Origin of the sequence: Achromobacter sp. HNDS-1 (assembly GCF_040084795.1) — a bacterium.
Lineage (GTDB): Bacteria > Pseudomonadota > Gammaproteobacteria > Burkholderiales > Burkholderiaceae_B > Achromobacter > Achromobacter ruhlandii.
Genome location: NZ_CP157584.1, coordinates 4,755,488 through 4,779,554, shown reverse-complemented (window position 1 = coordinate 4,779,554; position 24,067 = coordinate 4,755,488). Strand labels below are relative to the sequence as shown.

Genomic DNA, 24,067 nt, shown 5'->3' with positions numbered 1-24,067 from the left:
GGGGGCAGCACCATGCGTTTCGATTTCAATGCCTACGATTTCGCCGACACGGCCGTCGGCGCCGCTGCCGTCGCGGTGGTCGACGCGCAGGGCGCGCTGACCTGGGGCGCGCTGCGGGCCGCCACGCTGGCCTGGGAGCAGGAAGCCTTGCGCGCCGGCGTCACCGCCGGCGTGCCATTGGTGATTTCCGGCCACAAGGAAGCGGCCTTCCTGGTGGCGATCCTGGGCTGCCTGCGGTTGCGGGTGCCATTCGTGCCGGTCGACGTCATCAACCCGCCCGAACGCATCGCCCGCATCGGCGAACTGGTGCGCGCCGGCCTTCGCTATGACGCCCAGGCCCGCACCTTCGCCGCCGGCTGCGCCAGCCCCGCGCCGCTGGCCGAGGCCGGCCTGGCCTACATCATGTTCACCTCCGGCAGCACGGGCGATCCAAAGGGCGTGCAGATCGGACGCGAAAGCGTCAGCCTCTTCGCCGGCTGGATCCGCGACTGCCTGGACCTGGGCGCGGCGCCCGCATTCATGGACCAGATGCTGTTCAGCTTCGACTTCTCGCTGTTCAACTGGGTCGGCGCGCTGGAACTGGGGGGCGCCTGCGTCCTGTGTCCGCGCGAGACCATCGCCCAGCGCGACCGCTTCGTGCAATATCTGGCCGACACGCACATCAATGTCTGGGCCTCGACTCCGTCGTTCGTGCGCCAGCAGCTGTTCAACCCGGACTTCGACCACGCCCATCTGCCGCGGCTGCGCGTATTCGTGTTCGGCGCCGAGTCGCTCACGCCGACGCTGGCCGAGGAGCTATGGCAGCGCTTTCCCGATGTGCGCATCATCAACTCGTACGGCCCCACCGAGGCGACCTGCTCCACCACCTGGGTCGAGATCGACCCGGCCCTGCGCGCCGAGGCGCCCAACCCGTTCCCCATCGGCCGCGCCAAGCCGTATGCCGAGGTCTTCATCGAGAACGGCGAGATCAGCATCGCCGGCGACCACGTCATGCGCGGTTACCTCAACCGTCCCGACCTGAATGCCTCGCGCATGTTCACGCGCAACGGCAAGCGCGGATACCGTAGCGGCGACCTCGGCGACATCGACGCGCGCGGGCTGGTGACGTTCCGCGGCCGCATCGACGACCAGATCAAGTTGCACGGCTACCGCATCGAACTGGCCGAGATCGACGCCGCCATCGCCGCCCTGCCGGGCGCGCGCGCCGGGGCCACCGTCGCGCTGCGGCGGCCCGATGGCGCTATCATCCGTCTCATAGGATTCGTCGAACCGGCCGAAGCCGGCCCCGAGGGCCTGCAGCCCCTGCCCGCGACGCTGGCCGACTGGAAGGCCGTACTGGGCCGCCGGCTGCCCCCCTACATGATCCCGTCCGAGCTGATAGCCTGCCATCGCTTCCCGACGACCAGCACCGACAAGGCGGACCGCAAACAGCTCGAGCGCATGTACCTCGACGCCCGCCTCAGCAAGAAACCGGAGCCGCAAGCATGACCCGTCGCATCCCTTTCCCCGCCATGGCATTGGCGCTGGCATTGGCCACCGCCGCTGGCGCCACCCAGGCCGAAGGCGTGCTCGCCCAACTGTATGCCGCCCGCCCTCCGGCGGGCTCGTCGTTCGTGCGCGTCATCAATCCCGAAACCGGCCCCGTGCGCGTGCAGATCGCCAACGGCCCGTCGCAGGAGATCAGCCCGACCCAGCCCGCCAGCACCTACGCCATCGTCAAGGGCAACCAGCCGTTCAACCTGCTGATCGACGGCAAGCCGGCCGCCAGCCTGCAGGTCAAGCCGGATACGTTCACTTCGCTGGTGGTGCGCCGCGACGGCGTCAACGTGACCTATGTGGCGATCGACGACAGCAACGGCGCGCAGGACGCGCTCAAGGCCGAACTGCGTTTCTACAACCTGGCGGCCGCTTGCCCCGGCGCCAGGCTCGAAGTCAGCCCGACCGGTCCCGTGCTGTTCCAGGACATCAAACCGGGCGCCTCGGCGGCGCGTGCCATCAACCCGGTCAGCGCCACGCTGGCGGCCGGCTGCGGCACGGTGCTGTCGCCCTCGCTGGCGCTGCCGGCCCTGCAGCCAGGCGACCACTACAGCCTGTTCCTCACCGGCAGCGCCACCGCGCCCACGCTGCACGGCCAGACCAGCGCCACCGACCCCTATAGCAAGTAAGGAGGCCGCATGCGCCGCGTATTCCGGGACGACCACGAACTCTTTCGCGACCAGGTGCGGCGCTTCGTCGCCGAGGAGATCGCGCCACACTACGCCGAGTGGGAAAAGGCCGGCATCGTGCCGCGCGCGCTGTGGCGCCGCGCCGGCGAGGAGGGCCTGCTCAACTGCGCCCTGCCCGAGCCCTACGGGCTCGGCGGCGACTTCGGCCATGCCGTCGTGGTGATCGAGGAACTGGCGCGCGCCAATTTCCTGGGCATCGGCTTCTCGATCCATTCCGACATGGTCGCGCCCTACCTGAACGCCTTCGGCACGACCGCGCAAAAGGAACGCTGGCTGCCCGCCATGACACGCGGCGACATCATCGGCGCCATCGCCCTGACCGAACCCGACGCGGGCAGCGACCTGAAGGCAGTGCGCACGCGCGCCCGCCGTGAGGGCGACCACTACATCCTGAACGGCCAGAAGACCTTCATCACCAACGGCGTCAACGCCGGCCTGGCGATCGTGCTGGCCAGCACCGACCCCGACCTCGGCGCGCGCGGCCTGTCGCTGTTCTGCGTCGAGGAAAACCTGCCCGGCTACACCAAGGGCGCGGCCTTGAACAAGATCGGCCAGCACTGCCAGGACACCTGCGAGCTGTACTTCGATGACGTGCGCCTGCCCGCCGATTGCCTGCTGGGCCAGGAAAATGGCGCTTTCGAATACCTGACGCAGGAACTCGCGCGCGAACGCCTGGCGATCGCACTGCGCGCCGGGGCCTCGCTCGAGGGCATGCTGGACGAGGCCGCCGAATACACCCGCAACCGCAAGGTATTCGGCCGCCGGGTGTTCGACTACCAGAACTCGCGCTTCAAGCTGGCCAGCGCGCGCGCCCAGAGCACCATGCTGCGGGTGTTCCTGGACGATTGCCTGGCGCGCCACATGGCGGGTGAACTCGACGCCACCAGCGCCGCCATCGCCAAGCTCAACGCCACCGAAATGCAGGGCGCGGTGCTGGACGACCTGCTGCAGCTGTACGGCGGCTATGGCTACATGGCCGAATACGGCATCGGCCGCGCCTGGGTCGATGCGCGCGCGCTGCGCATCTTCGGCGGCACCAGCGAAATCATGCGGGAAATCATCGGCCGCAGCTTCCTCTGAGCGCCCGCGGGCTCAGACGCGCGCCGCCATCCAGGCATCCCTGAGCGCGCGGGCCTCGGGCGTATCGCCGATCACCCACGGGTCCATCGTGAATGCCACGATGCGCTTGGCGCCATAGCCGCGCGCCACACCCCACTGCTGCTTGACCCGGCCAAAATCGGCGGAACGCGCCTTGAACGTGGTGCCGTCCGTGCTGCCCGAGGGCAGTTCCTCGAACAGCTCCATGATCAGGTCGAACGAGGCGCGGCGCTTGAGCAGCATGTCGTGCAGCGGCTCCAGCGCCCGGTAGTTGGCCAGGCCCGCCACGCCCACGCCGTCCTGGATCATGGGGTGGATGCGCACCGCGTCCAGCACCCGCGACCATAGCTGCATCAACGAGCCGTCGCCGGCAAGCCGGCTGTGGTAGGTCGAAATGGACGGAATGCGATGACAACTGGCCAGCGAGGCGCGGGTGAAAGCGTCCAGCCACGGCACCAGCAGCGCCTGGCGCTCGGGCCGGGCCCAGTTGTATTGCTCCAGCTCGTACGGCACGTACCAGCCGCGGAAATTGCGGCGCTTGGGCCAGGCGGCGGTGCGCATGTAGGCCACGCCACGGTCGCGGGTATGGTCCAGGTAGGACGCCAGCGCCGTGTCGTCGGGCGCGGCCAGCACGTTCCACCAGCGCTGGTCATAGGGCAGGCCCACGTGCACACCCAGGCCGTTGTGGTCGGCTTCCTCGAAGATGATGTCCAGCATCGATGGCGGCGCCATCCAGTCATCCGGCCGGCCGCCTTCCAGGCCGACCCACTGCAGGAACAGCTCGCGGCAGCCCAGCCGCCGGCAAGCGGCGAGGCGGCGGCGCCATTCGTCACGCGTCAGGTCCCGGTGGCTGAGCCACAGTTGCAGGAAAGTCGCATTCAGCGAGATGGGCGGCGCACAGGCCGCCAGCGGGATGAGCGCGCCCAGCGCCGCCGCCTGCAGCAGGCGGCGGCGCGCGAGGGATTGAAGCCGCGGGCGCGTCAGGGGAACAATCCTTGCCGGAATCAGCCGCGATTGCCGAACAGGCCCGACAGCGATGCCAGCAGGTCGGTCGGGTTGAAGGACTGGCCCGGCTGGACGGCGCCTTCGGGCGTGGCCTTGTCGATCAGTTGCGGCAACAGCGAGGACAGCGAGCCCAGCACCGAACCGGTGTCCTGGCCGGTCTTGGCGGCCAGTTCGTTGACCACGCCCGGATCCAGCACCTGGCCGAGCTGGTCGGCGCTGACCGGCAGGTTCTGGCCCTTGCCAATCCACGATGCGACGATTTCCCCCAGGCCGCCCTGCTGGAAGCTGGCGATCAGGCCCGACAGGCCGCCCGGGTATTTGTTCAGTTGTTCGATCAGGGCCGGCAGCAACGAGGCCGAGCCCCCTTGCTGCCCGCCTCCGGCCATCGAGGCCAAGGTATCCAATAGACTCATCGCCGTACTCCAGGAAAATCGGAAATCCAGTATAGGCCCATGGCGCCGCGGACACCGTCATCCAACGGATACCGGCCCCGATCTTTGCAAAACTTGTCCTTTGCCGCGGACTGGCCTGCGCCTCAGCCCGCGCCGCGCAGCGCCTGCAATGCCTTCTGGCCGGCGCGGCCGTCGGCGGGCAGGCCCAGCGCGCGCTGCGCCGCGCGCAAGGCCTCGCGGGTGCGCTCACCAATCATGCCATCGGGTTCGCCCAGTTCATAGCCACGGGCAATCAGCAGCCGCTGCAGCTCGCGCCGCTCGGCCCGCGACAGGCCCGGATCGTCGGTTGGCCAGGCCTGCGCCAGCGGCCCGCCGCCGCGCAGGCGGTCGGACAGGTGCGCGATCGCCAGCGCGTAGCTCTCGGCCGCGTTGTACGAGTAGAGCGCGTCGAAGTTGCGCGTCACCAGGAAGGCCGGCCCCTGGGGGCCGGCCGGCAGCAGCAGGCCGGCCGGCGTCTCGCCCGGCGGCAGCGGCGTGCCATCGGCGCGCGTCACGCCCTGGCCGCGCCAGAATGCCAGCGGGCGCTTGTTCTTGCGTCCCGCGCCGGCGGTGCCCAGGCCGGGCGGCAGCCTGACCTCGTAGCCCCAGTCCAGCCCGCTGTTCCAACCGGCGCGCTTGAGGAAATTGGCCGTGGACGCCAGCGCGTCCGGCACGCTGTCGATCAGATCGCGCCGGCCGTCGCCGTCGAAATCCACCGCCAGCCGCAGATAGGTGGACGGCATGAACTGGGTCTGGCCAAAGGCCCCGGCCCACGAGCCCTTGAGCTTGTCCGGATCGATATGCTCGTCCTGGATGATCTTGAGCGTGGCGTAGAACTCGCCGCGAAAATACGCCTGGCGGCGGCCAAAGCACGACAGCGTCGACAACGACGTCAGCAGCGGCCGTCCGCCCAGGGTACGGCCGTAATTGCTCTCCACGCCCCACACCGCCGCGATGGTGGCGGGATCCACGCCGTAGCGCGAGGCGGCGCGATCGAGCTCGGCGCGCCAGCGCGCGATGCTGTCCTTGCCGTCGGCGACACGCTCGTCATCGACCAGGGCCGCCATGTAATCCCAGATCGGCGTCTTGAATTCGGGCTGGGCATCGAGCAGGTCGATCACCGCCATGTCGGGCGCCAGGCTGGCGGTGTGCCTGTCGAACGTGGCGCCGGACACGCCGGCCTTGGCCGCGGGCGCGCGCAGGCCCGCCAGGCAGGTCGCGAAGGCGTCCGCGGCCTGCGCGGCGCCGCTGGACAACGCCAGGGCGAAGACCGCCAGGGACGCGGTATAGCGGATTTTCATGTCGTGGAGGTTCCTGTGGAGGGATCGGCCGCGTCGCCTTGCAGGCGCCGTTGCCAGTCTTCGACCTGGCCCAGCCTGGCGCGCTTCTCGAACAGCGCGCGCCAGTTGGGAGACAGCGCCGGCAGCGCGGCCAGCTCGGTCAGCGTGGGCACGTCCAGCACCCGGCGGTTGAGAATGTCCTGGATGCGGGCCAGCGTCCATTGGGGATAGGGCCGGTCACGCAGCGACAGCGTATCGCCCGGCGCCAGCCAGCCCTCGCGCAGCACGCGGTAGTACCAACCGGTCCTGCCGCTGGCCTGCACCCGGGCCGACATGCCGGCGTGGTCGAAACGGTGGTTCAGCTTCCAGCACGGCTGGCGCGCCTGCGACACCTGGATCAGGGCCTGGCCCACGGCATAGGTGTCGCCGACGCAGACGTCGTGCTCGGTCATGCCCGTGGTGGAAATGTTCTCGCCAAACGCGCCCGGCGCACGCAGCACGGCGCGTTCGCCCAGTTCGCGCAGCCAGGCCGCATAGTGTTCCCGCGCGTAGTGGTGCAGCGCCTTCTCGGGGCCGCCGTGGAAGCGCCGGTCGGCCTGTTCATCGCCGCGCAGCCCGTGCGCGCCGAGCCACAGCGGCGCGGCCGCCGGATGCTTGTCGATGCCGCTGTCGCGGCCGGAATCGCCCAGCGGGCGCACCGCGCCCGTCAGCAGCGCATCGATCACGATTTCCATGCGCATGCGTCCTCAAGCCAGCAACGCGGCCAGCTCGGCCTCGTCGAAGCCGGCGGCGCGCCGCGCCTGCAGGTTAAAGGGTCCGCGCAGGCGTGGCGCCTTGTAGCGCGCGGCCAGTTCGGCATAGCAGGCCACGGGCTCCCTGCCCTGCTCGGCGCAGAGATGCTTGTACCAATGATTGCCGATCGCCACATGGCCGATCTCGTCGCGCAGGATGATGTCGACAATGGCCGCGCTCTGCGCATCACCGGCGCCCGCCAGCTTGTTGCGGATCAGCGGCGAGGCATCCAGCCCGCGCGCCTCCAGTGTTCGCGGCACCAGCGCCAGCCGCGCCAGCAGGTCGTCACAGGTGCGCTCGGCCATTTCCCACAAGCCGTTGTGGCCGGGAAAATCGCCATAGGCGTAGCCCAGGTCGGCCAGGCGCCGGTTCAGCAGTTCGAAATGGCTGGCCTCTTCATGCGCCACGCGCAACCAGTCGCGGTAGAAGGCATCCGGCATCCCCGAGAAGCGCCAGAGAATATCCAGCGCCAGGTTGACCGCGTTGAACTCGATATGCGCCAAGGCGTGCAGCAGCGCGGCGCGGCCCTCGAGCGTGGCCATGGAACGCTGCGGCACCTCGGCCGGCGATACCAGCGCGGGCGCGGCGGGCCGCCCCGGCAGGGCGGCATGCGCGACGTAGCGCCGCGCGCCATCCAGCGGCGCATCGGCGCCGATGGCGCGCACCCGCGCCAGCTTGTCCGCCCAGCCGGTGGCGGCCAGCGCTTGCAGCGCCTGCGCCCGCAGGCAGGCCGCGCCGCCGTCCGGGCCGCTCCCGCCCGGGGAAAGGATCGAATTGCTGTCCATGAGAATTTCCGCTGCGTGGCGACCCCGCGCCGCCCGCAAGACAATAACCCTGCGCACTCATCGGGCGCGGTGCGCCACGCGCCAACGAAGACTTTATCATTCGTCCATGGATTCGCCGCTCCGCCTGACCATCGAGACCGACCTTGCCCGCGTCGACGCCAGCCAGTGGGACGCGCTGGCCGGCGACCAGCCGTTCCTGCGGCACGCCTTCCTGCACGCCCTGCACGACAGCGGCTGCGCGGCGCCGCGCACCGGCTGGTCGCCGCACTACCTGATGCTGTGGCGCGGCGCGGCGCTGGCCGGCGCCGTGCCGCTCTATCTGAAATCGCATTCGCGCGGCGAGTACGTATTCGACTACGCCTGGGCCGACGCCTTCGAGCGCCATGGCCTGCGCTACTATCCCAAGCTGCTGGCGGCCGTGCCGTTCACCCCGGTCTCGGGCCCGCGCCTGCTGGCCGCCAGCGACGAAGACCGCGATACGCTGGTGCGCGGGCTGGTGGCCTTCGCCGAAGAGATCCAGGTGTCCTCGCTGCACCTGCTGTTTCCCGCCGTGGCCGATCTGCGCGCTCTGCGCGAGGCCGGTTTCATGGTGCGCGAAAGCGTCCAGTTCCACTGGACCAACCCGGGTTACGCCGACTTCGACGCCTTCCTGGCCACGATGAGCCACGACAAGCGCAAGAAGATCCGCCAGGACCGCAAGAAGGTGGCGCAGGCCGGGCTGGCGTTCCGCTGGCTGCGCGGCGGGCAGATCGAGGCGGCCGACCTGGATTTTTTCTACCAGTGCTATTGCCATACCTACTTCAACCACGGCAATCCGCCCTACCTGAGCCGCGAGTTCTTCCTGCGCGCCTATCGCGACCAGCCCGATGCCTTCGTGCTCATCCTGGCCGAGCGCGACGGCCAGCCGGTGGCCGCCGCCCTGAACCTGGCGGGCGGCGACACGCTGTACGGGCGCTATTGGGGCGCGACGGAATACGTGCCGGGGCTGCATTTCGAAACCTGCTACCTGCAGGCCATCGCCTATTGCATTGCCCATGGCATGACGCGCTTCGAGGGCGGCGCGCAAGGGGAACACAAAATGGCGCGCGGGCTGCTGCCCACGCCCACCTGGTCGGCGCACTGGGTCGCCGACGCGCGCTTCGCGGCAGCGATCCAGCATTTTCTGGATGAGGAAACCGCCGCCGTGGACGATTACCTGGGCGAACTCGAGGCCCACACGCCATTCAAGCGCGCGGCCCCGGACTGACCGGTCAGAGGAAGCGATCCAGCAGCTTGCGGCTGTGCTTGTCGAGCGACAGGATATCGCGCACCAGGTAGAAAATGCCGTGGCTGTCGGCGATCAGCAGCGTCTGCGGGCTCAGGCGGCGGATGTCCTCCTCGCCCCGCAACGTGAAGCTGGTGGCCCCGCGGTCGGTCTCCACCTTCCAGACGCTGGGCGTGGCGAAGGTCGACACGCTGGCGAGCTTGCGGATCTCGGGCATGAATTCACGCCCGGCCAGTTCTTCTTCGATCAGCGCGCGCTCGGCGGCGGGCACGTCGGCCAGCCTTTCGATCCACAGCAGCTCGCGACCTTCGCCGGTCACCAGCGACAGCCCGCGATCGGCCTCGCTGATCGGAAAGGCCCGCACCGGAATCACGCCTTCGTGCGCGACGCCGTCGGCGCCCTGGAACACCAAACGCCCGAACGCATTGCGTCGCAGCTGAAAAACGGGAAGCGTCATGACGGTTATCTCGCTCAGGCCACGGCGGCCATGTCTTCGCTGCCGGAGGACTGCGCGTCCGCCTCATTCTGGCGCGCCTGCGCCTGGTACAGCCGGTAGTAGGCGCCCTCGCGCGCCATCAGATCCTCGTGCGGCCCCTGCTCGACGATCTGGCCACGGTCCAGCACCACCAGCCGGTCGGCCTTGCGCAAGGTGCTCAGGCGGTGGGCGATGGCGATGGTGGTGCGGCCGCGCACCAGGTTGTCGAGCGCCTTCTGGATTTCCTTCTCGGTGGTGGTGTCCACCGACGAGGTGGCTTCATCCAGGATCAGGATGCGCGGGTCGATCAGCAGCGCGCGCGCGATCGAGATGCGCTGGCGCTCGCCGCCGGACAGCGCCTGGCCGCGCTCGCCGACCAGCGAGTCGTAGCCATGCGGCAGACGCAGGATGAATTCATGGGCATGGGCGGCGCGCGCGGCGGCCACGATCTCGTCGCGGGTGGCGTTGGGCTTGCCGTAGGCGATGTTCTCGGCGATGGTGCCGAAGAACAGGAAAGGTTCCTGCAGCACCAGCCCGATGTTGCGGCGGTAATCCGCCACCCGCACCGAGCGGATGTCGGCGCCGTCCACCAGGATCGCGCCTTCCGACACGTCGTAGAAGCGGCAGATCAGGTTGATCAGGGTGCTCTTGCCCGAACCGCTATGCCCCACCAGGCCGATCATTTCGCCGGGCGCGATGCTCAGGTCCAGGCCGCGGATGACCTGGCGGTTGCCGTAGCGGAAGCCGACGTCGCGCAATTCGATGCGGCCATTGATCTGCGGCAGCTTGGCCGGGTTCTGCGGCTCCGGCACGCTCGAAACGTGGTCCAGGATGTCGAAGATACGCTTGGCGCCGGCGGCCGCCTTCTGCGTCACCGACACAATGCGGCTCATCGAATCCAGCCGCGTGTAGAAGCGCCCGATGTACGCCAGGAACGCCGCCAGCACCCCCACCGTGATCTGCTTCTGCGAGACCTGCCAGATGCCGAAGATCCACACCACCAGCAGCCCGACCTCGGTCAGCAGCGTGACGGTGGGCGAAAACAGCGACCACGTGGTATTGACCCGGTCGTTCACTTCCAGGTTGCGGTTGTTGGCCTCGCGAAAGCGCGCCACTTCGCGCTTTTCCTGGGCAAACGCCTTGACCACGCGAATGCCGGGAATGGTATCGGCCAGCACGTTGGTGATCTCCGACCAGATCCGGTCGACCTTCTCGAAGCCATGGCGCAGGCGGTCGCGCACCGCGTGGATCATCCAGATGATGAACGGCAGCGGCACCAGCGTGACCAGCGCCAGCCACGGATTGATCGACACCAGGATCGCGGCGGTCATGGCGATCATCAGGATGTCGTTGGCGAAGTCCAGCAGGTGCAGCGACAGGAACACGCAGATGCGATCGGTCTCGCTGCCGATGCGGGAAATCAGGTCACCAGTGCGCTTGCCGCCGAAATACTCCAGCGACAGCTGCTGCAGGTGTTCATACGTGGTGGTGCGCAGGTCGGCGCCGATGCGCTCGCTGACCCAGGCCAGGATGTAGGTGCGGGCCCAGCCCAGTCCCCAGGCCAGGAAGGCCGAACCGAGCAGCCCGCCCAGGTAAAGGCGAACCTTGCTGTAGTCGATGGGCGCGCCGTTCTGGAACGGGATCAGCACGTCGTCCATCAGCGGCATGGTCAGATACGGCGGCACCAGGGCCGCCGCGGTCCCCATCAGGGTCAGCAGGAAACCGGCCAGCAACGGCAGGCGGTAGGGCCGCGCGAAACGCCACAGACGCAGCAGCGCCCAGGTGGTGGACGGCGCCGCCTGTTCCTGGTTGCAAGTGGGGCATTCGTCCTGGCCCGCGGGAATGGCGTTGTTGCAAATGGTGCACTGGCGCTCGCCCGCCTCGGCTTGCGGCTGGCCGGACAGGCGGATCGCCTGCTGGGCCTCGAACTGACCCAGCAGCCGCAGCGCCGCCGGGTTGCAGGCCAGCGTGAAGCGCCAGATGCCCAGGCGCGCGCTGTCGTCGTGCAATTCCAGCACGGCGGCGCCGGCGTGGTCGGAAAGATTCAGGGACAGTTGGGGGCCGTAGGCCCAGGATTCCCAGCCGGTATCGGCCGAATTGCGGGCGATCAGGCGGCGGTCGGTGACCGCGACCAACCCGGGCTGGAACTTCAGCCGCTGGTCCAGGTCTATTTCGAGCCAGGCCAGCAGAGTCTCATCCTGCGCGAGTTCCGCGCGGATGTCATCCCGCCAGCGGGCAGGAAAGGCTTCGGCTAGGCCGGAAAGCAGGTGTGGTTTTTTCATTAGAACGCATACCGGGCCAGGACTCTGCCCTACAAGGCGGCGACGGGCTGCCGGCCCGAGGCCGGCAACGTGTCCCTTCCTTACAACACAACGAGTTCACGCCTTTGAAGGCGTCGTATAGTATCAGCCGATTTTTCTAATTAGGAATATCTGGGATCCCCCACTCGTTGGCATTATTCTTAAGGCGCAACCCCAATAAATTCGCGGTCTTGCATAGGGGCGTCCGCGCGTGCCAACCTGCTTCTCAAGTAAATTAAAACATGAAAAAGAAAGACATTGAATTCCTCGATGTCGTGGCTTTGCGCGGCCCGAACATTTGGACGTACCGTCCGGTACTTGAGGCGTGGGTGGATATCGGCGAGCTGGAGGACTACCCCTCCAACACGATCCCCGGCTTCTACGAACGGCTGACTGCCTGGCTGCCGACCCTGATCGAGCACCGCTGCAGCCCGGGCGTGCGCGGCGGCTTCCTGTCCCGCGTCAAGGAAGGCACCTGGCCCGGCCACATTCTCGAACATGTCACCCTTGAGCTGCAGAACCTGGCCGGCCTGCGCGGCGGCTTCGGCAAGGCCCGTGAAACCTCCACCCGCGGCGTGTATAAAGTCGTCGTGCGCGCCTGGCAGGAACAGGTCACCCGCACCGCCCTGAACGAAGGCCGCGACCTGGTGATGGCCGCGATCGAAGACCGTCCGTTCGACGTCGACGCCGCCGTGGCGCGCCTGCGCCGGCTGGTCGACAAGCACTGCCTGGGCCCCAGCACCGCCTGCATCGTCGATGCCGCCGATGACCGCGACATCCCCTACATCCGCCTGTTCGAAGGCAACCTGGTGCAGTTCGGCTACGGCTCGCGCCAGCGCCGCATCTGGACGGCCGAGACCGACCGCACCAGCGCCATCGCGGAAGGCATTTCGCGCGACAAGGACCTGACCAAGGAACTGCTCTCGACCTGCGGCGTGCCGGTGCCGGAAGGCCGTCTGGTCGACAGCGAGGACGACGCCTGGTCGGCCGCCGAGGACATCGGCCTGCCGGTGGTGGTCAAGCCGTATGACGGCAACCACGGCCGCGGCGTATTCACCAACCTGACCACGCGCGAGGAAGTGGTTTCCGCCTACCGCGTCGCGGTCGACGAAGGCAGCGGCGTCATCGTCGAGCGCTTCGTGCTCGGCAACGAACACCGCCTGCTGGTGGTCGGCAACCGCATGGTGGCCGCCGCCGCCGGCGAGCCGGCCTGGGTCACGGGCGACGGCAAGTCCACCATCACCGAACTGATCGACAGCCAGATCAACACCGACCCGCGCCGCGGCCGCACCGAAAACCATCCGCTCAATCCGGTGCGGCTGGATTCGGCCGCGCGCCTCGAGATCGCCCGCCAGGGCCTGTCGGAAGACAGCGTGCCGGCCGACGGCCAGCGCGTGCTGGTGCAGCGCAGCGGCAACGTCGCCTTCGACGTCACCGACCGCGTGCATCCCAGCGTCGCCGCCACGGTCACCCTGGCCGCCCGCATCGTCGGCCTGGACATTGCCGGTGTCGACCTGGTGGCCGAGGACATTTCGCGACCGCTGGACGAACAGCGCGGCGCCATTGTCGAGGTCAATGCCGGCCCCGGCCTGCTGATGCACCTCAAGCCTGCCGACGGCACCCCGCGCCCGGTCGGCCGCGCCATTGTCGACCACCTGTTCCCCGAAGGCGATGCCGGCCGCATCCCGATCGTCGGCGTCACCGGCACCAACGGCAAGACCGTGGTCGCGCGCCTGGTGGCGCGCCTGCTGCACCTGTCCGGCAAGCGCACCGGCCTGGCCTGCAGCGAAGGCCTGTACCTCGACCGCCGCCTGGTGCAGAAGGGCGACCGCGCCGATTTCGCGTCCGGCACTCGCGTGCTGATGAACCGCAACGTCGACGCCGCCGTCATCGAGAACGACAGCGGCGTCATCCTCGGCCAGGGCCTGGCCTACGACCGCTGCCAGGTCGGCGTGGTCACCAACATCGACGACGCCGACCACCTCGGCGATTTCGACATCAACGAAACGGAGCGCATGTTCAATGTGTTCCGCACCCAGGTCGACGTGGTGCTGCCGACCGGCGCCGCCGTGCTCAATGCGCGCGACCCGCGCGTGGTCGAAATGGCCGAGCTGTCCGACGGCGCCGTGATCTTCTTCGGCATCGATCCCGCCCTGCCCGCCATCACCGCCCACCTGCAACAGGAGGGCCGCGCGGTGTTCGTGCGCGACGGCGCCATCGTGCTGGCGCGGGGCGCGCACGAAGAACGCCTGGCCGACGTCGCCGCGATCCCGCTGACGCATGGCGGCCGCGTCGCCTTCCAGGTCGAGAACGTGCTGGCCGCGGTCGGCGCCGCCTGGGCGCTCGACATCCCCGTCGAGCTGATCCGCGCCGGCATCGAGACCTTCGACATCGACCAGGCCGACGCGCCCTGGCAGTTCACGCTGTTCGAACGCAACGGCAGCACCGTGGTGGTGGACGACGTCCACAACGCCTCCGCGCTGCGTCCGCTGATCACCGCCATCGACCAGTTCCCGTCGACCACCCGCGCCGCCGTCTATTCGGCCGGCGCCGACCGCCGCGACGTGGACCTGATCGAACAGGGCAAGCTGCTGGGCGACGCCTTCGACCGCGTCGTGCTCTACGACGACACCACCGTCACCAGCAAGCGTCCCGCCGGCCAGGCGCGCGCGCTGCTGCGCCGGGGGCTGGAGCAAGGCAGCCGCGTCAAGCAGATCATCGACGAGCCAGACCACGGCAAGGCCATCGAGAGCCAGCTGTCCGGCATCGCCGCGGGCGACTTCGTGCTGCTGCAATCCGACGAAGCATTTTCCGGCCCCACCATCGATCTCGTCCGCCGCTGGATCCAGCAACACTGACATCACCGCGCGCCGCGCTCATCGCCGCGGCGCGCCTAAGCTAGACAGGAATACCTGCCATGGAAGTTTCCCGTATCCGAGCGCTGCGCGGCCCCAATCTGTGGAGCAAGAACACCGCGATCGAAGCCATCGTGTCGTGCGCCGACGCCGAATGCTCGATCGACAACCTGCCCGACTTTGAAGCCCGCCTGCGCGCGCGCCTGCCCCAGACCGGCCTGCTGCGCCCCGAGGGCCACCAGGGCGCGGTGTCCATCGCGCACGTGCTGCAGATCGTCGCGTTGACGCTGCAGGCCTACGCCGGCTGCCCCGTCACCTTCGGCCGCGCCTCGTCCACCATCGAACCCGGCGTGTTCCAGGTGGTGGTGGAATACAGCGAAGAAGAAGTCGGCCGTCTCGCCATGGATCTGGCGCAGCAGCTGGTGCAGGCCGCGCTGGACGACACGCCCTTCGACCTGGCCGACGCCCTCAAGCGCCTGCGCGAACTGGACGAAGACGTGCGCCTGGGCCCCAGCACCGGCGCCATCGTCAATGCCGCCACCGCCCGCAACATCCCGTACCGCCGCCTGACACAAGGCAGCATGGTGCAGTTCGGCTGGGGCAGCAAGCAGCGCCGCATCCAGGCCGCCGAGACCGACCTGACCAGCGCCATCTCCGAATCGATCGCGCAGGACAAGGACCTGACCAAGATGCTGCTGGACGCCGCCGGCGTGCCGGTGCCGCTGGGCCGCTCGGTCACCACCGCCGAAGACGCCTGGGCCGCGGCCCAGGAACTGGGCGGCCCGGTCGTGGTCAAGCCGCGCGATGGCAGCCAGGGCCGCGGGGTGGCGGTCAATATCGAGACGCGTGAACGCGTGATCCAGGCTTTTGAAGTGGCCGAGGAAATCAGTTCCGAAGTCATCGTCGAGCGCTACATTCCCGGCCACGACTTCCGCCTGCTGGTGGTAGGCGGCGCGCTGGTCGCGGCCTCGCGCCGCGATCCGCCGCAGGTCACCGGCGACGGCGTGCACACCATCCGCCAGCTGGTCGAGCAGGTCAACGCCGACCCGCTGCGGGGCGATGGCCACGCCACCTCGCTGACCAAGATCCGCTTCGACGACATCGCGCTCGCGACGCTGAAAAAACAAGGCTTCGATGCCGAGTCCGTGCCCGCGCCGGGCACCCTGATCTTCCTGCGCAACAACGCCAACCTCAGCACGGGCGGATCGGCAACGGACGTCACGGACGAGGTCCATCCGGAGATGGCGGCGCGCGCCGTTTCGGCCGCGCGCATGATCGGCCTGGACATCTGCGGCGTAGACGTGGTGGCCGAAAGCGTGCACTACCCGCTCGAAGAGCAGAACGGCGGCGTGGTCGAAGTCAACGCCGCGCCCGGCCTGCGCATGCACCTGAACCCCTCGTTCGGCAAGGGCCGCGCCGTGGGCGAAGCCATCATCGCCAACATGTTCGCCGACGGCGAGGACGGCCGCATTCCGCTGGTGGCGGTGGCCGGCACCAACGGCAAGACCACCACCGTGCGCCTGACCGCCCATATCCTCGGCGTGGCCGGCAACCGCGTCGGCATGACCAACTCCGACGGCGTCTACGTCGACAACCTGCGCATCGACACCGGCGACTGCAGCGGCCCGCGCAGCGCCCGCAGCGTGCTGATGCATCCGGACGTCGATGCGGCGGTGTTCGAAACCGCGCGGGGCGGCATCCTGCGCGAAGGCCTCGCCTTCGATCGCTGCAACGTCGCCATCGTCACCAACATCGGCATGGGCGACCACCTCGGCCTGGGCTACATCAGCACCGTCGAGGACCTGGCCGTGGTCAAGCGCGTCATCGTGCAACACGTGCATCCGAGCGGCACCGCCGTGCTCAACGCCGCCGACCCCATCGTGGCGGAGATGGCCTCCAGCTGCCCCGGTTCAGTCACCTACTTCGCCGAGGATCGCAACCATCCGATCATGGCGACGCACCGGGCCCAGGGCCTGCGCGTGGTCTATCGTGATGGCGACGCCATCGTCGCGGCCCAGGGCAGCGAGGAAACCCGGTTCCCGCTGGCCGAGATTCCGCTCACGCGCAATGGCACCATCGTCTTCCAGGTCGAAAACGCCATGGCCTCGATCGCCGCGGCCTGGGCGCTGAACCTGGACTGGAGCATCGTCCGCCGGGCCCTGGCGACTTTCGTCAACGACGCCCAGACCGCGCCCGGCCGCTTCAACGTGTTCGACTACCGCGGCGCCACCGTGATCGCGGACTACGGCCACAACCCCGATGCCATCCAGGCCCTGGTGCGCGCGGTCGATGCCATGCCCGCCAAGCGCCGCTCGGTGGTCATCAGCGGCGCCGGCGACCGGCGCGATGAAGACATCCGCATGCAGACCGAGATCCTCGGCGAGGCCTTCGACGACGTGCTGCTGTACCAGGACCAATGCCAGCGCGGCCGCGCCGACGGCGAAGTGCTGGCGCTGCTGCAGCAAGGCCTGGTCAACGCCAGCCGCGCTCGCCACATCGAAGAGATCCACGGCGAATTCCTGGCGATCGACAAGGCATTGGCGCGCCTGAATGCGGGCGATCTCTGCCTGATCCTGGTCGACCAGGTGGAAGAGGCGCTGGAACACATCGCCCAACGCATCCGCGAAGCCTGAGTCCGTCAGCGGCTCGAATGTGAAAACGGGGCGCGCAAGCTCCCCGTTTTTTTCTGCCCGCCGATAACGCCTAGCCGTGGGCCGGGGCGTCCGGCGCGGCTGCCTGGTAGCGGTCCGTCACGTGCGTGCATCCCTGCGCGGCCACCAACGCCAGCGCCAGCAGGATCGTGCCGAGGAATCGTTGCGTCATGCCTGTCCTTTGAGTGAAATCGCCTGGCCGCGCCGGCCACGAGACCATGGCCGGCACGTGCCTCGACTATACCGTTGCGCCCGCCACGCAACCAGCGGCGCGATGCGCGGCACGGCTTCACGATCCGCCTCGCCAAACGCGTATAGGTCCCGTTACCAGCCCCGCTCAAAACGCCTCAATACGTTGCTCAGATGTAACTCCCGCTCTTGGTACGCCTGCGCTACCCCTCGTCGAAGGACGCGCGATTTGCCCCGTCCCCGGCAGTTACATTTACCCACAGCGTCCTTTGACAGGGCTCGCGGCCGCCCTGTACCTTGAACCCAAGCTGATCAGTGTCCAACTCAACCGCGAATGCACAAGCTTATCGGCCATAAGCCCCGGCATTCGCCCCACAGAAGAGAGGTCACCATGAATAACGACATCATCGCTGGCAAGTGGAAGCAACTGACCGGTAAGGCCAAGGCGGCCTGGGGTGAACTCACCGACGACGAGTTGACCCGTACCGAAGGCAACGCCGAACGCCTCGCTGGCCTGATCCAGGAGCGCTACGGCAAGACCAAGGAACAGGCGGAAAAGGAAGTGCGCGATTTCTTCGATCGCAACCCCTGATCCCGAGCCACCAGGAGAAGCCGACATGTTGCACTACGCCGTAGTTTTCTTCGTCATTGCGATCATCGCGGCGGTCCTGGGCTTCGGCGGCATCGCCGCCGGCGCCGCGGGCATCGCCAAGATCCTGTTCTTCGTCTTCCTGGTTCTGGCGCTGCTGTCCATTCTGGGCGGCGCATTCCGCAAGAAATAGAAGAAGAACATCGCACCCAAAGAACTTTCGCTTAGCCGTTGCGTCCTGAACGCGCTGAAAACCACATACACAAGGAGCACAACTATGGAATTTCGCAAGCTGATCGCCGCCGCCGCACTGGGTACGGGCGCTGTCTTCACTTCCATGGCCTTTGCCGCCAATGACGGCAAGCCCAAGCAATCCGTGGGCGAATACGCCTCCGACGCGACCGTGACCACCAAGGTCAAGGCCGCCTTTGTGGCCGACAAGCAACTGAGCGCGCTGGACATCGCCGTTGAAACCACCGATGGCGTGGCCAAGCTGACCGGCACCGTCGGCACCGCCGCCGAAGCCGACCACGCCGCCACCGTCGCCCGCGGTGTCGAGGGCGTGAAGCAGGTGATGAACAACATCAAGGTCGACCCGGCCAAGAACAAGAAGTAACCCGCCGGGCCTTGATGGCCATGCAATGAAAAACGGCGCCTGTGCTCACACACAGGCGCCGTTTTTCATTGCGCGCGGGAGGCCGACAGTCCAAAGTCCGCACCAGACCGCTTTGCCGCCAGCGGCGCCGCGGCCCGCGTGACAGGCACAGCCCGGTCATGCCGGACCCGCGCGCACACTCAGACGTCCACCGTGCCGCGCCCGATCTCCAGCGCGCGGCCGCCCACCTGGATGCGGCCATCGGCCTGCACATCCAGCAGCAACCGGCAAGGACGGCCCATCTGGTCGCCCTGCTCCACCAGGAAACTGGCGGGCAGCGCATGCTGCCGATGCCGCAGCCAGCCGCCCAGGTTGGCGCAGGCCGATCCGGTCCCGGCATCTTCCTGCACCCCGCCGCCGGGCTTGGCGTAGAAATAACGCGTCACCACGACATCGCGCCCGTCCTGCTGGCGGTTCGGCTCGAAGGCGAACAGATAGCAGACCTTGCGCCCCAGGCTGTTGGCCTGCCAGCGATCCAGCCGCGAGGCATCCGGATTCGCGCGCCGCAACGCGTCGACGTTCTTGAGCGGCACCAGTAGCTGGTCCGCGCCCGTATCCACCCAGAGGGGATCATCCGCCAAGTCATCCAGGTCCAGCCCCATCAGTGCGGCAATATCAGCGGCCGGCAGCGTCGGCGCCGCCGTGCGCACGCCATTCGGGCAAGGCGCGGTGAAAGTCCAGGCGTCACCCTGCGCGGTGACCGGCACGACGCCGGCCTTGAATTCCAGCGTCAACGCATCGCCGCGCTTGAGCAGGTCGCGCACCACCTGCGACGTGCCGATGGTCGGATGGCCCGCGAAACCCATCTCGAAGCCAGGCGTGAAAATGCGCACCCGCGCATCGGCCACGTCGGACGGCAGGATGAAAGTGGTTTCGGAAAGATTGAACTGCGCCGCCAGCTCGCGCATGGTGGCATCGTCCATGCCACGCGCGTCTTCGAATACACAGAGGGGGTTGCCGGTGAAGGTGCTGGAGGCGAAGACGTTGAGAAGACGGAATGCGTAGGTGGCCATGGGCTGGGGGGAGGTTGGCGTGGGGAGGAAGGCCATTACTTTATCGCAATGGGCGGGGCAAGAGGCGCTCCCAGTGCTGCACGGTCTATCGTCTGTTTCTACCCAACGTTTCTACCCAACGCATCGAGCCTGTCCGCATTTTTGTGGACGAGGCATTCTAAAGTTGTTATTCCCGCGCCGCGGTAAATCGTTCGCCGAACAGAATAGCAAACTGGTTCATGGCGACTTTCCAGTCGAAGGTCGCTCTGGCGGACTTGGCCAGCACGTTGAGTCGCGCCAGCCATAGCAGCTTGATGGCGGCCTGATCCCTCGGGAAAGAGGCCTCGCCTCTTGATGCCAGGACCACCACGCGTCAGATGCTGCTCGTGCGCCATCACCCGTGTGGACGTAGCTTTCGCCTGCGATCTTGTTATCTCGCGGGCGTTACCAGATGGCGAAGAACAGCACCCAGGACCAACAGAAAGGCACCAGGCCGGCCGCCAGCACCAGCCATGCGGTGGTCTTCCTGACCATGCCGACCGGACGCTGGTTCAACAGGCGCGCGAACAGGCGCAGGGTCCACAGCACCGCCAGCGTCAGCAGCGTGAAACGCACTGGCGTGGCCCACGCGGCGCGCACGCCTTCGTGCTTGAGCAGGTTGATGGTGGTGGCGGACAGGCCCAGGAATACGCCGATGCCGGCCGAAGGAATCAGCCCCTGGGCCAGCTTGTGCAGGCCCGGACGGAACCAACCGCCCGCAGGCTGCCCGTCCACCGGGGCCGCCGGCGCCAGCCGGTCGGCGATCCACAAGGACAGGAAAGTGGCGCCGCCCACGCACACGGTGGCGCCGACCACGAACATCAGGATGCCCGCGCCATCCAGCCACGAGAAGCTGTCGTTCACTTCCGGATAATGCGTCAGGATGAACCACGGCGCATTGTCCAGCAGCGGCCACATGATGTCGTGCTCGACCAGCCAGGTCGCCGCCCATTGCTTGGCGGTCACGTACCACGGACTGGCGCTCCACAGGAAGGCCCCCATGGCGATGCCCATCAGGCCAAAGCACAGCAGCACGGTCTGCCAGGGTTCGCCGTCGGTGACGCTGACGACTTCTTCCTCGGGCGAGCGCGGCGTCAAGGCAATGGCACCGCGATAGCCGCTGCAACGGCCGCATACGTGACAGTCGCCGGCGCCCTTCATGTGTCGCAAGGGCACCAGCGGCGCACAGTTGATGGGTTCGATGCGGATGACCGGGTGACGCCACTTTTCCTCGTCCACCTTGAAGTGCCAGGGCGCCAGCTTGGCCAGCAGGTTGAACACGCCATTGACCGGACACAGGTACTTGCACCAGACCCGCTTGCTGCGGCCGTAGCGCCAGCCGACGATCATGGCCGCCACCGTGGAGCCGCCCAGCACGGCGAGCACCGCCAACGGATACTGGTAGACGCTGACCAACTGGCCATAGATGGTAGTCAGCGCGAAGGCCACGAAGGGCCAGCCGCCCCAGCGCATCCATTTGGGAATGGCATGCCCCTGGCCGCGTTCGCTGGCCCACTCGGTGAGCATGCCCTCCGGACAGAACCAACCGCACCATGCCCGTCCCAGAATGGGCATGGAGACCAGCACGAACGGCCACCACACGCCCCAGAACGCGAACTGCGCCACGATGGTCAGGTTGTTGAATACCGAGGCCGAATTGTCCGGCAGCGGCATGATGGCCGGCACGATCAGGAGGAAAGCGTATATCGCAACAATGCCCCACTGCAGCTTGCGCAACAGCGGGGCATGGTCTCGGAGAAAGTCGGCGATACGGGAGGTTGCCCTCCCGAGTGCAGCTGCCATGGTCAAACCTTCATTAATTCAATCCGATGAATGCGTCGGTTTTCGCGATCAGGACGTGGCGCGCGCCGCCGCCGGAGCGGGCTTGCCGCCCACCCAGCGCAGCATCGCCCACACCACGATCCAGTAAGCAACCCACAACAGTACCGAGATCAGGGCAGGCAGGGCGCGATAGCCAGCGAAATCAGCCAGAATCTTGCCCACGCCCGTGCTGTCGCTCAGCAGCCACGAGCTGTCCCAGACCGGATCGATGATGGTCGGCAGCACGTCCAGCGAGATCAGGTGATCCAGCCCGCCCACCAGCAGCGAACCGGCCAGCAGCAGCAGCAGGATTTCGGTGACGCGGAAAAAACGGCGCCAGGTGATGAGCTTTCCGCCCAGCTGCAGCAGCCAGAAGGTCAGCAGGGCCACCACGAAACCCGCCACGCCGGCCAGCGCCAGCATCAGCATGTTGCTGCCGCCTTCGCCCGCCGCCACTGTGCCGTACAGGAACACCACGGTTTCGCTGCCTTCGCGGGCCACCGCGATGGCCACCAGCAAGAACAGGCCCCACCAGTTGTCGTTGGCCACCGACGAGCGGGCGCCGCTTTCAAGCTCGCCCTTGAGCGTGCGGCCGTGCTTTTTCATCCACACGACCATCTGCACCACCAGCGCGCACGCCGCCAGCGACATGATGGCCTGGAACCATTCCTGGCCCTCGTCGCTGAGCCAGGTGGACACGCCCAGCAGCACCAGCGCCAGCGCGATCGCCAGCGCCAGGCCGGCGCCCACCCCGCCCCACAGATACTTCAGTCCGCGTTTGCCTTCCGGCGTCGAGCGCAGCCAGGTGTACAGAATGCCCACCACCAGCATGGCTTCGACGCTTTCGCGCCAGACGATGAAAAGAACCTGTTCCATGAAATGCGGCTGCCTATTCCTTGGGCTTGACGATCAGCGTGCCTTTCACCGATTGGTGAAAGTCATCGAAGAAGGGATACTCGCCCGGACGCGAGATGGTGATGACCACGAACGACTTGACCCCGGGGCCCAGGACTTTTTCCTTGCGCAGCGGAATGCTTTCGAATTCGACCGGCTCGTTGCTTTCGTTGATCAGTTCGATCTTGAAGCGGCCGGCCGGGACTTCCAGCGTGGCCGGTTCAAACGTGCCATTGGGCTTGAACGTCAGCGTGAACGTGGGCAGTTCGTCCGCCTGCGCGGGCGCGCCGGCCATGCCCGTCAGGCCGATCAGCAACGCGACGCAGAGGCGGCGCAGGGGACGCATGCTATGCACGATCAGTAGCCGCCCTTCTTGCCGGTGCCGGCATAGACGAATTCATATTCGAGGTCGAACGGCTGGAACCAGTCGCCCACGCCGGTTTCCTTGTCGATGTGACGACCGAAGTGGCTCATCTTGTCGGCGGTCGGCGGCAGGATGGTGTACTTCAGCTTGTACTTGCCCGGGCCTTCGAGCTTGATGTTCTCGCCATAATGCGGGCCATCATTGGCGACCATGGGCATGAAGGTGCCCTTCTGCACGTTCTGGCTGCCGACCTTCTGGATTTCGTATTTCACGACCAGGTAGGGCATCCACTCGCCTTCGGGAAAACCGGTGGGATTGCCGGCCGTGGCGTGGATGTCGGCTTCGAGGTGGATGTCGGAATCCTTGGCGGGACGCATCATGCCCGGCGGGTCCATTTCGATCGGCTGCAGGTAGACCGCGCCGATCTCCATGCCGCCCTTTTCCACCGGCTTGCCGATGGGATATTCAGCCGCTTGGGCGGCGGACACGCTCAAAGCGACAATGGCCAGGGCCAAGGCTTTCTTCATCATTGGGTATCCTCGAAGCTCGATTGAAACGACGGATTCTAAAAACATAAACAAGAACCGTTTGCATTAATGTAACGAAAAAATCTGACATCTCCCTGAATCACATCAGTCTGAAATTCTCTGTTTTTTGCGTCCCATCAAGCCAAACAAAAGCCGGCGGGCAATGCCACGCCGGCTGACTAAGGTGGGATCCGCGGCAATGCCGCGCTCCCCTTTTTACGACTTGCGTCCGCCGCCTTGCACGCCCCCGGGGTTGAAGGGGAAGTTCGAGAACATGGCGCGCGTCTGGTCCTGCATCTGGTCCTGCATCTGCACGAACAGGTTTTTGCTCTGGTCGATGTAGTTGTTCATCATGTTCTGCAGCATCGGCGTCTGCACGTTCATGAACTGGGCCCAGGCTTCGGGACCGAACTGGCTGCCATACAGGCCCTTGGACTGCTCGGCCATGCGCTGCTGGATCTCCATGAAGGCCTGGATGTTCTTTTCCAGGTACGAGCCCATGATGCCCTGCATCGCGTGGCCGTAGAAACGGATGATCTGCGACAGCATGTTCGACGAAAACATGGGCATGCCGCCGCTTTCTTCTTCAAGAATGATCTGCAGCAGGATGCTGCGCGTGAGGTCTTCGGCGCTCTTGGCGTCGACCACCTGGAATTCTTCGTTGGCCAGAACCAGTTGCTTGACATCCGCCAGGGTGATGTAGGTGCTGGTCCGGGTGTCGTACAGACGACGGTTGGGGTACTTTTTAATCAGGCGCAGGCTGGCGCCGGTTTGTGCTTGCGTCATGGTTGTCCCCGGATCGGGCGATCTCTAAGACTTCGAATAGGGTGAAGTGT

At 66.9% G+C, this 24,067-nt stretch carries 22 protein-coding genes and 1 pseudogene; 9 read left to right on the top strand and 14 right to left on the bottom strand.

What is annotated here, in order from left to right:
- Positions 1–12 precede the first annotated feature (12 nt).
- The 3 genes from ABFG95_RS22050 to ABFG95_RS22040 are packed head-to-tail and all read left to right on the top strand — an operon-like array spanning position 13 to position 3,305.
- A complete protein-coding gene (locus ABFG95_RS22050) occupies positions 13–1,488 on the top strand; it encodes an AMP-binding protein (protein ID WP_348994940.1) in 1,476 nt (491 codons plus the stop codon).
- A complete protein-coding gene (locus ABFG95_RS22045; protein WP_054416833.1) occupies positions 1,485–2,165 on the top strand; it encodes an alginate O-acetyltransferase AlgF in 681 nt (226 codons plus the stop codon). Before ABFG95_RS22050 ends, ABFG95_RS22045 begins: the two co-directional genes overlap by 4 nt.
- 9 nt (positions 2,166–2,174) lie before the next feature.
- Positions 2,175–3,305 carry an acyl-CoA dehydrogenase family protein gene (locus ABFG95_RS22040; protein ID WP_054416832.1) on the top strand — a complete coding sequence of 377 codons (1,131 nt, stop codon included), beginning with the start codon at positions 2,175–2,177 and terminating at the stop codon, positions 3,303–3,305.
- A gap of 12 nt (positions 3,306–3,317) precedes the next feature.
- Here ABFG95_RS22040 and ABFG95_RS22035 read toward each other — a convergent pair whose 3' ends face one another.
- The 5 genes from ABFG95_RS22035 to ABFG95_RS22015 all read right to left on the bottom strand — a co-directional run bounded on the left by ABFG95_RS22035 (position 3,318) and on the right by ABFG95_RS22015 (position 7,616).
- Positions 3,318–4,184 carry a DUF4434 domain-containing protein gene (locus ABFG95_RS22035; RefSeq protein WP_348996058.1) on the bottom strand — a complete coding sequence of 289 codons (867 nt, stop codon included), beginning with the start codon at positions 4,182–4,184 and terminating at the stop codon, positions 3,318–3,320.
- A gap of 143 nt (positions 4,185–4,327) precedes the next feature.
- The gene (locus tag ABFG95_RS22030; RefSeq protein WP_049072304.1) at positions 4,328–4,741 is read right to left on the bottom strand and encodes a YidB family protein; all 414 of its coding nucleotides are present in this window, start codon (positions 4,739–4,741) and stop codon (positions 4,328–4,330) included.
- A gap of 122 nt (positions 4,742–4,863) precedes the next feature.
- Positions 4,864–6,060 carry a lytic murein transglycosylase gene (locus tag ABFG95_RS22025; protein WP_348994939.1) on the bottom strand — a complete coding sequence of 399 codons (1,197 nt, stop codon included), beginning with the start codon at positions 6,058–6,060 and terminating at the stop codon, positions 4,864–4,866.
- On the bottom strand, positions 6,057–6,773 hold the full coding sequence (locus tag ABFG95_RS22020) for an MOSC domain-containing protein (protein WP_348994938.1): 717 nt from the start codon (positions 6,771–6,773) through the stop codon (positions 6,057–6,059). The genes ABFG95_RS22025 and ABFG95_RS22020 overlap by 4 nt, the downstream gene beginning before the upstream one ends.
- Positions 6,774–6,785: 12 nt before the next feature.
- Positions 6,786–7,616 (bottom strand): ferritin-like domain-containing protein, encoded by an 831-nt coding sequence (locus ABFG95_RS22015; RefSeq protein WP_348994937.1) that lies wholly within the window; start codon positions 7,614–7,616, stop codon positions 6,786–6,788.
- 106 nt (positions 7,617–7,722) lie between these two features.
- On the opposite strand from ABFG95_RS22015, the gene ABFG95_RS22010 reads away from it, so the two are divergent.
- The gene (locus ABFG95_RS22010) at positions 7,723–8,862 is read left to right on the top strand and encodes a GNAT family N-acetyltransferase (protein ID WP_348994936.1); all 1,140 of its coding nucleotides are present in this window, start codon (positions 7,723–7,725) and stop codon (positions 8,860–8,862) included.
- A gap of 4 nt (positions 8,863–8,866) precedes the next feature.
- Here ABFG95_RS22010 and ABFG95_RS22005 read toward each other — a convergent pair whose 3' ends face one another.
- Positions 8,867–9,337, bottom strand: a complete 471-nt coding sequence (locus ABFG95_RS22005; RefSeq protein WP_049072299.1) for a DUF1854 domain-containing protein — start codon at positions 9,335–9,337, stop codon at positions 8,867–8,869.
- 14 nt (positions 9,338–9,351) lie between these two features.
- A complete protein-coding gene (locus ABFG95_RS22000; RefSeq protein ID WP_348994935.1) occupies positions 9,352–11,637 on the bottom strand; it encodes an ABC transporter ATP-binding protein in 2,286 nt (761 codons plus the stop codon).
- A gap of 260 nt (positions 11,638–11,897) precedes the next feature.
- On the opposite strand from ABFG95_RS22000, the gene cphA (ABFG95_RS21995) reads away from it, so the two are divergent.
- The 5 genes from cphA (ABFG95_RS21995) (at position 11,898) to ABFG95_RS21975 (ending at position 18,555) form a co-directional block, all read left to right on the top strand.
- Positions 11,898–14,513, top strand: a complete 2,616-nt coding sequence (gene cphA, locus ABFG95_RS21995) for a cyanophycin synthetase (protein WP_068979915.1) — start codon at positions 11,898–11,900, stop codon at positions 14,511–14,513.
- 59 nt (positions 14,514–14,572) lie between these two features.
- Positions 14,573–17,143 (top strand): cyanophycin synthetase, encoded by a 2,571-nt coding sequence (gene cphA, locus ABFG95_RS21990; RefSeq protein ID WP_063581201.1) that lies wholly within the window; start codon positions 14,573–14,575, stop codon positions 17,141–17,143.
- 598 nt (positions 17,144–17,741) lie between these two features.
- Positions 17,742–17,942, top strand: coding sequence for a CsbD family protein (locus tag ABFG95_RS21985; protein ID WP_006389412.1), 201 nt, complete (start codon positions 17,742–17,744; stop codon positions 17,940–17,942).
- 25 nt (positions 17,943–17,967) lie between these two features.
- Complete coding sequence (locus tag ABFG95_RS21980; protein WP_006389411.1) at positions 17,968–18,132, top strand: DUF1328 domain-containing protein; 165 nt, start codon at positions 17,968–17,970, stop codon at positions 18,130–18,132.
- A gap of 84 nt (positions 18,133–18,216) precedes the next feature.
- Entirely contained in the window at positions 18,217–18,555 is a 339-nt protein-coding gene (locus ABFG95_RS21975; RefSeq protein WP_024068163.1) for a BON domain-containing protein, read from the top strand.
- A 179-nt stretch (positions 18,556–18,734) separates the two neighbouring features.
- On the opposite strand, the gene ABFG95_RS21970 is transcribed toward ABFG95_RS21975, so the two are convergent.
- The 7 genes and pseudogenes from ABFG95_RS21970 to phaR all read right to left on the bottom strand — a co-directional run bounded on the left by ABFG95_RS21970 (position 18,735) and on the right by phaR (position 24,017).
- Complete coding sequence (locus ABFG95_RS21970; protein ID WP_348996057.1) at positions 18,735–19,607, bottom strand: PhzF family phenazine biosynthesis protein; 873 nt, start codon at positions 19,605–19,607, stop codon at positions 18,735–18,737.
- A 166-nt stretch (positions 19,608–19,773) separates the two neighbouring features.
- A pseudogene (locus tag ABFG95_RS21965) lies at positions 19,774–19,950 on the bottom strand (IS256 family transposase); the annotation flags it as partial.
- 80 nt (positions 19,951–20,030) lie between these two features.
- Positions 20,031–21,428 carry a 4Fe-4S binding protein gene (locus ABFG95_RS21960; protein ID WP_049077546.1) on the bottom strand — a complete coding sequence of 466 codons (1,398 nt, stop codon included), beginning with the start codon at positions 21,426–21,428 and terminating at the stop codon, positions 20,031–20,033.
- Between the two features lie 48 nt (positions 21,429–21,476).
- Positions 21,477–22,322: an FTR1 family protein gene (locus ABFG95_RS21955; protein WP_049072293.1), complete on the bottom strand. Its 846-nt coding sequence runs from the start codon at positions 22,320–22,322 to the stop codon at positions 21,477–21,479.
- Between the two features lie 13 nt (positions 22,323–22,335).
- Entirely contained in the window at positions 22,336–22,686 is a 351-nt protein-coding gene (locus ABFG95_RS21950; protein WP_278993242.1) for a cupredoxin domain-containing protein, read from the bottom strand.
- An 11-nt stretch (positions 22,687–22,697) separates the two neighbouring features.
- Positions 22,698–23,234, bottom strand: coding sequence for an iron transporter (locus ABFG95_RS21945; RefSeq protein WP_006389401.1), 537 nt, complete (start codon positions 23,232–23,234; stop codon positions 22,698–22,700).
- A 213-nt stretch (positions 23,235–23,447) separates the two neighbouring features.
- Complete coding sequence (gene phaR, locus ABFG95_RS21940) at positions 23,448–24,017, bottom strand: polyhydroxyalkanoate synthesis repressor PhaR (protein ID WP_049072291.1); 570 nt, start codon at positions 24,015–24,017, stop codon at positions 23,448–23,450.
- Positions 24,018–24,067 lie beyond the last annotated feature (50 nt).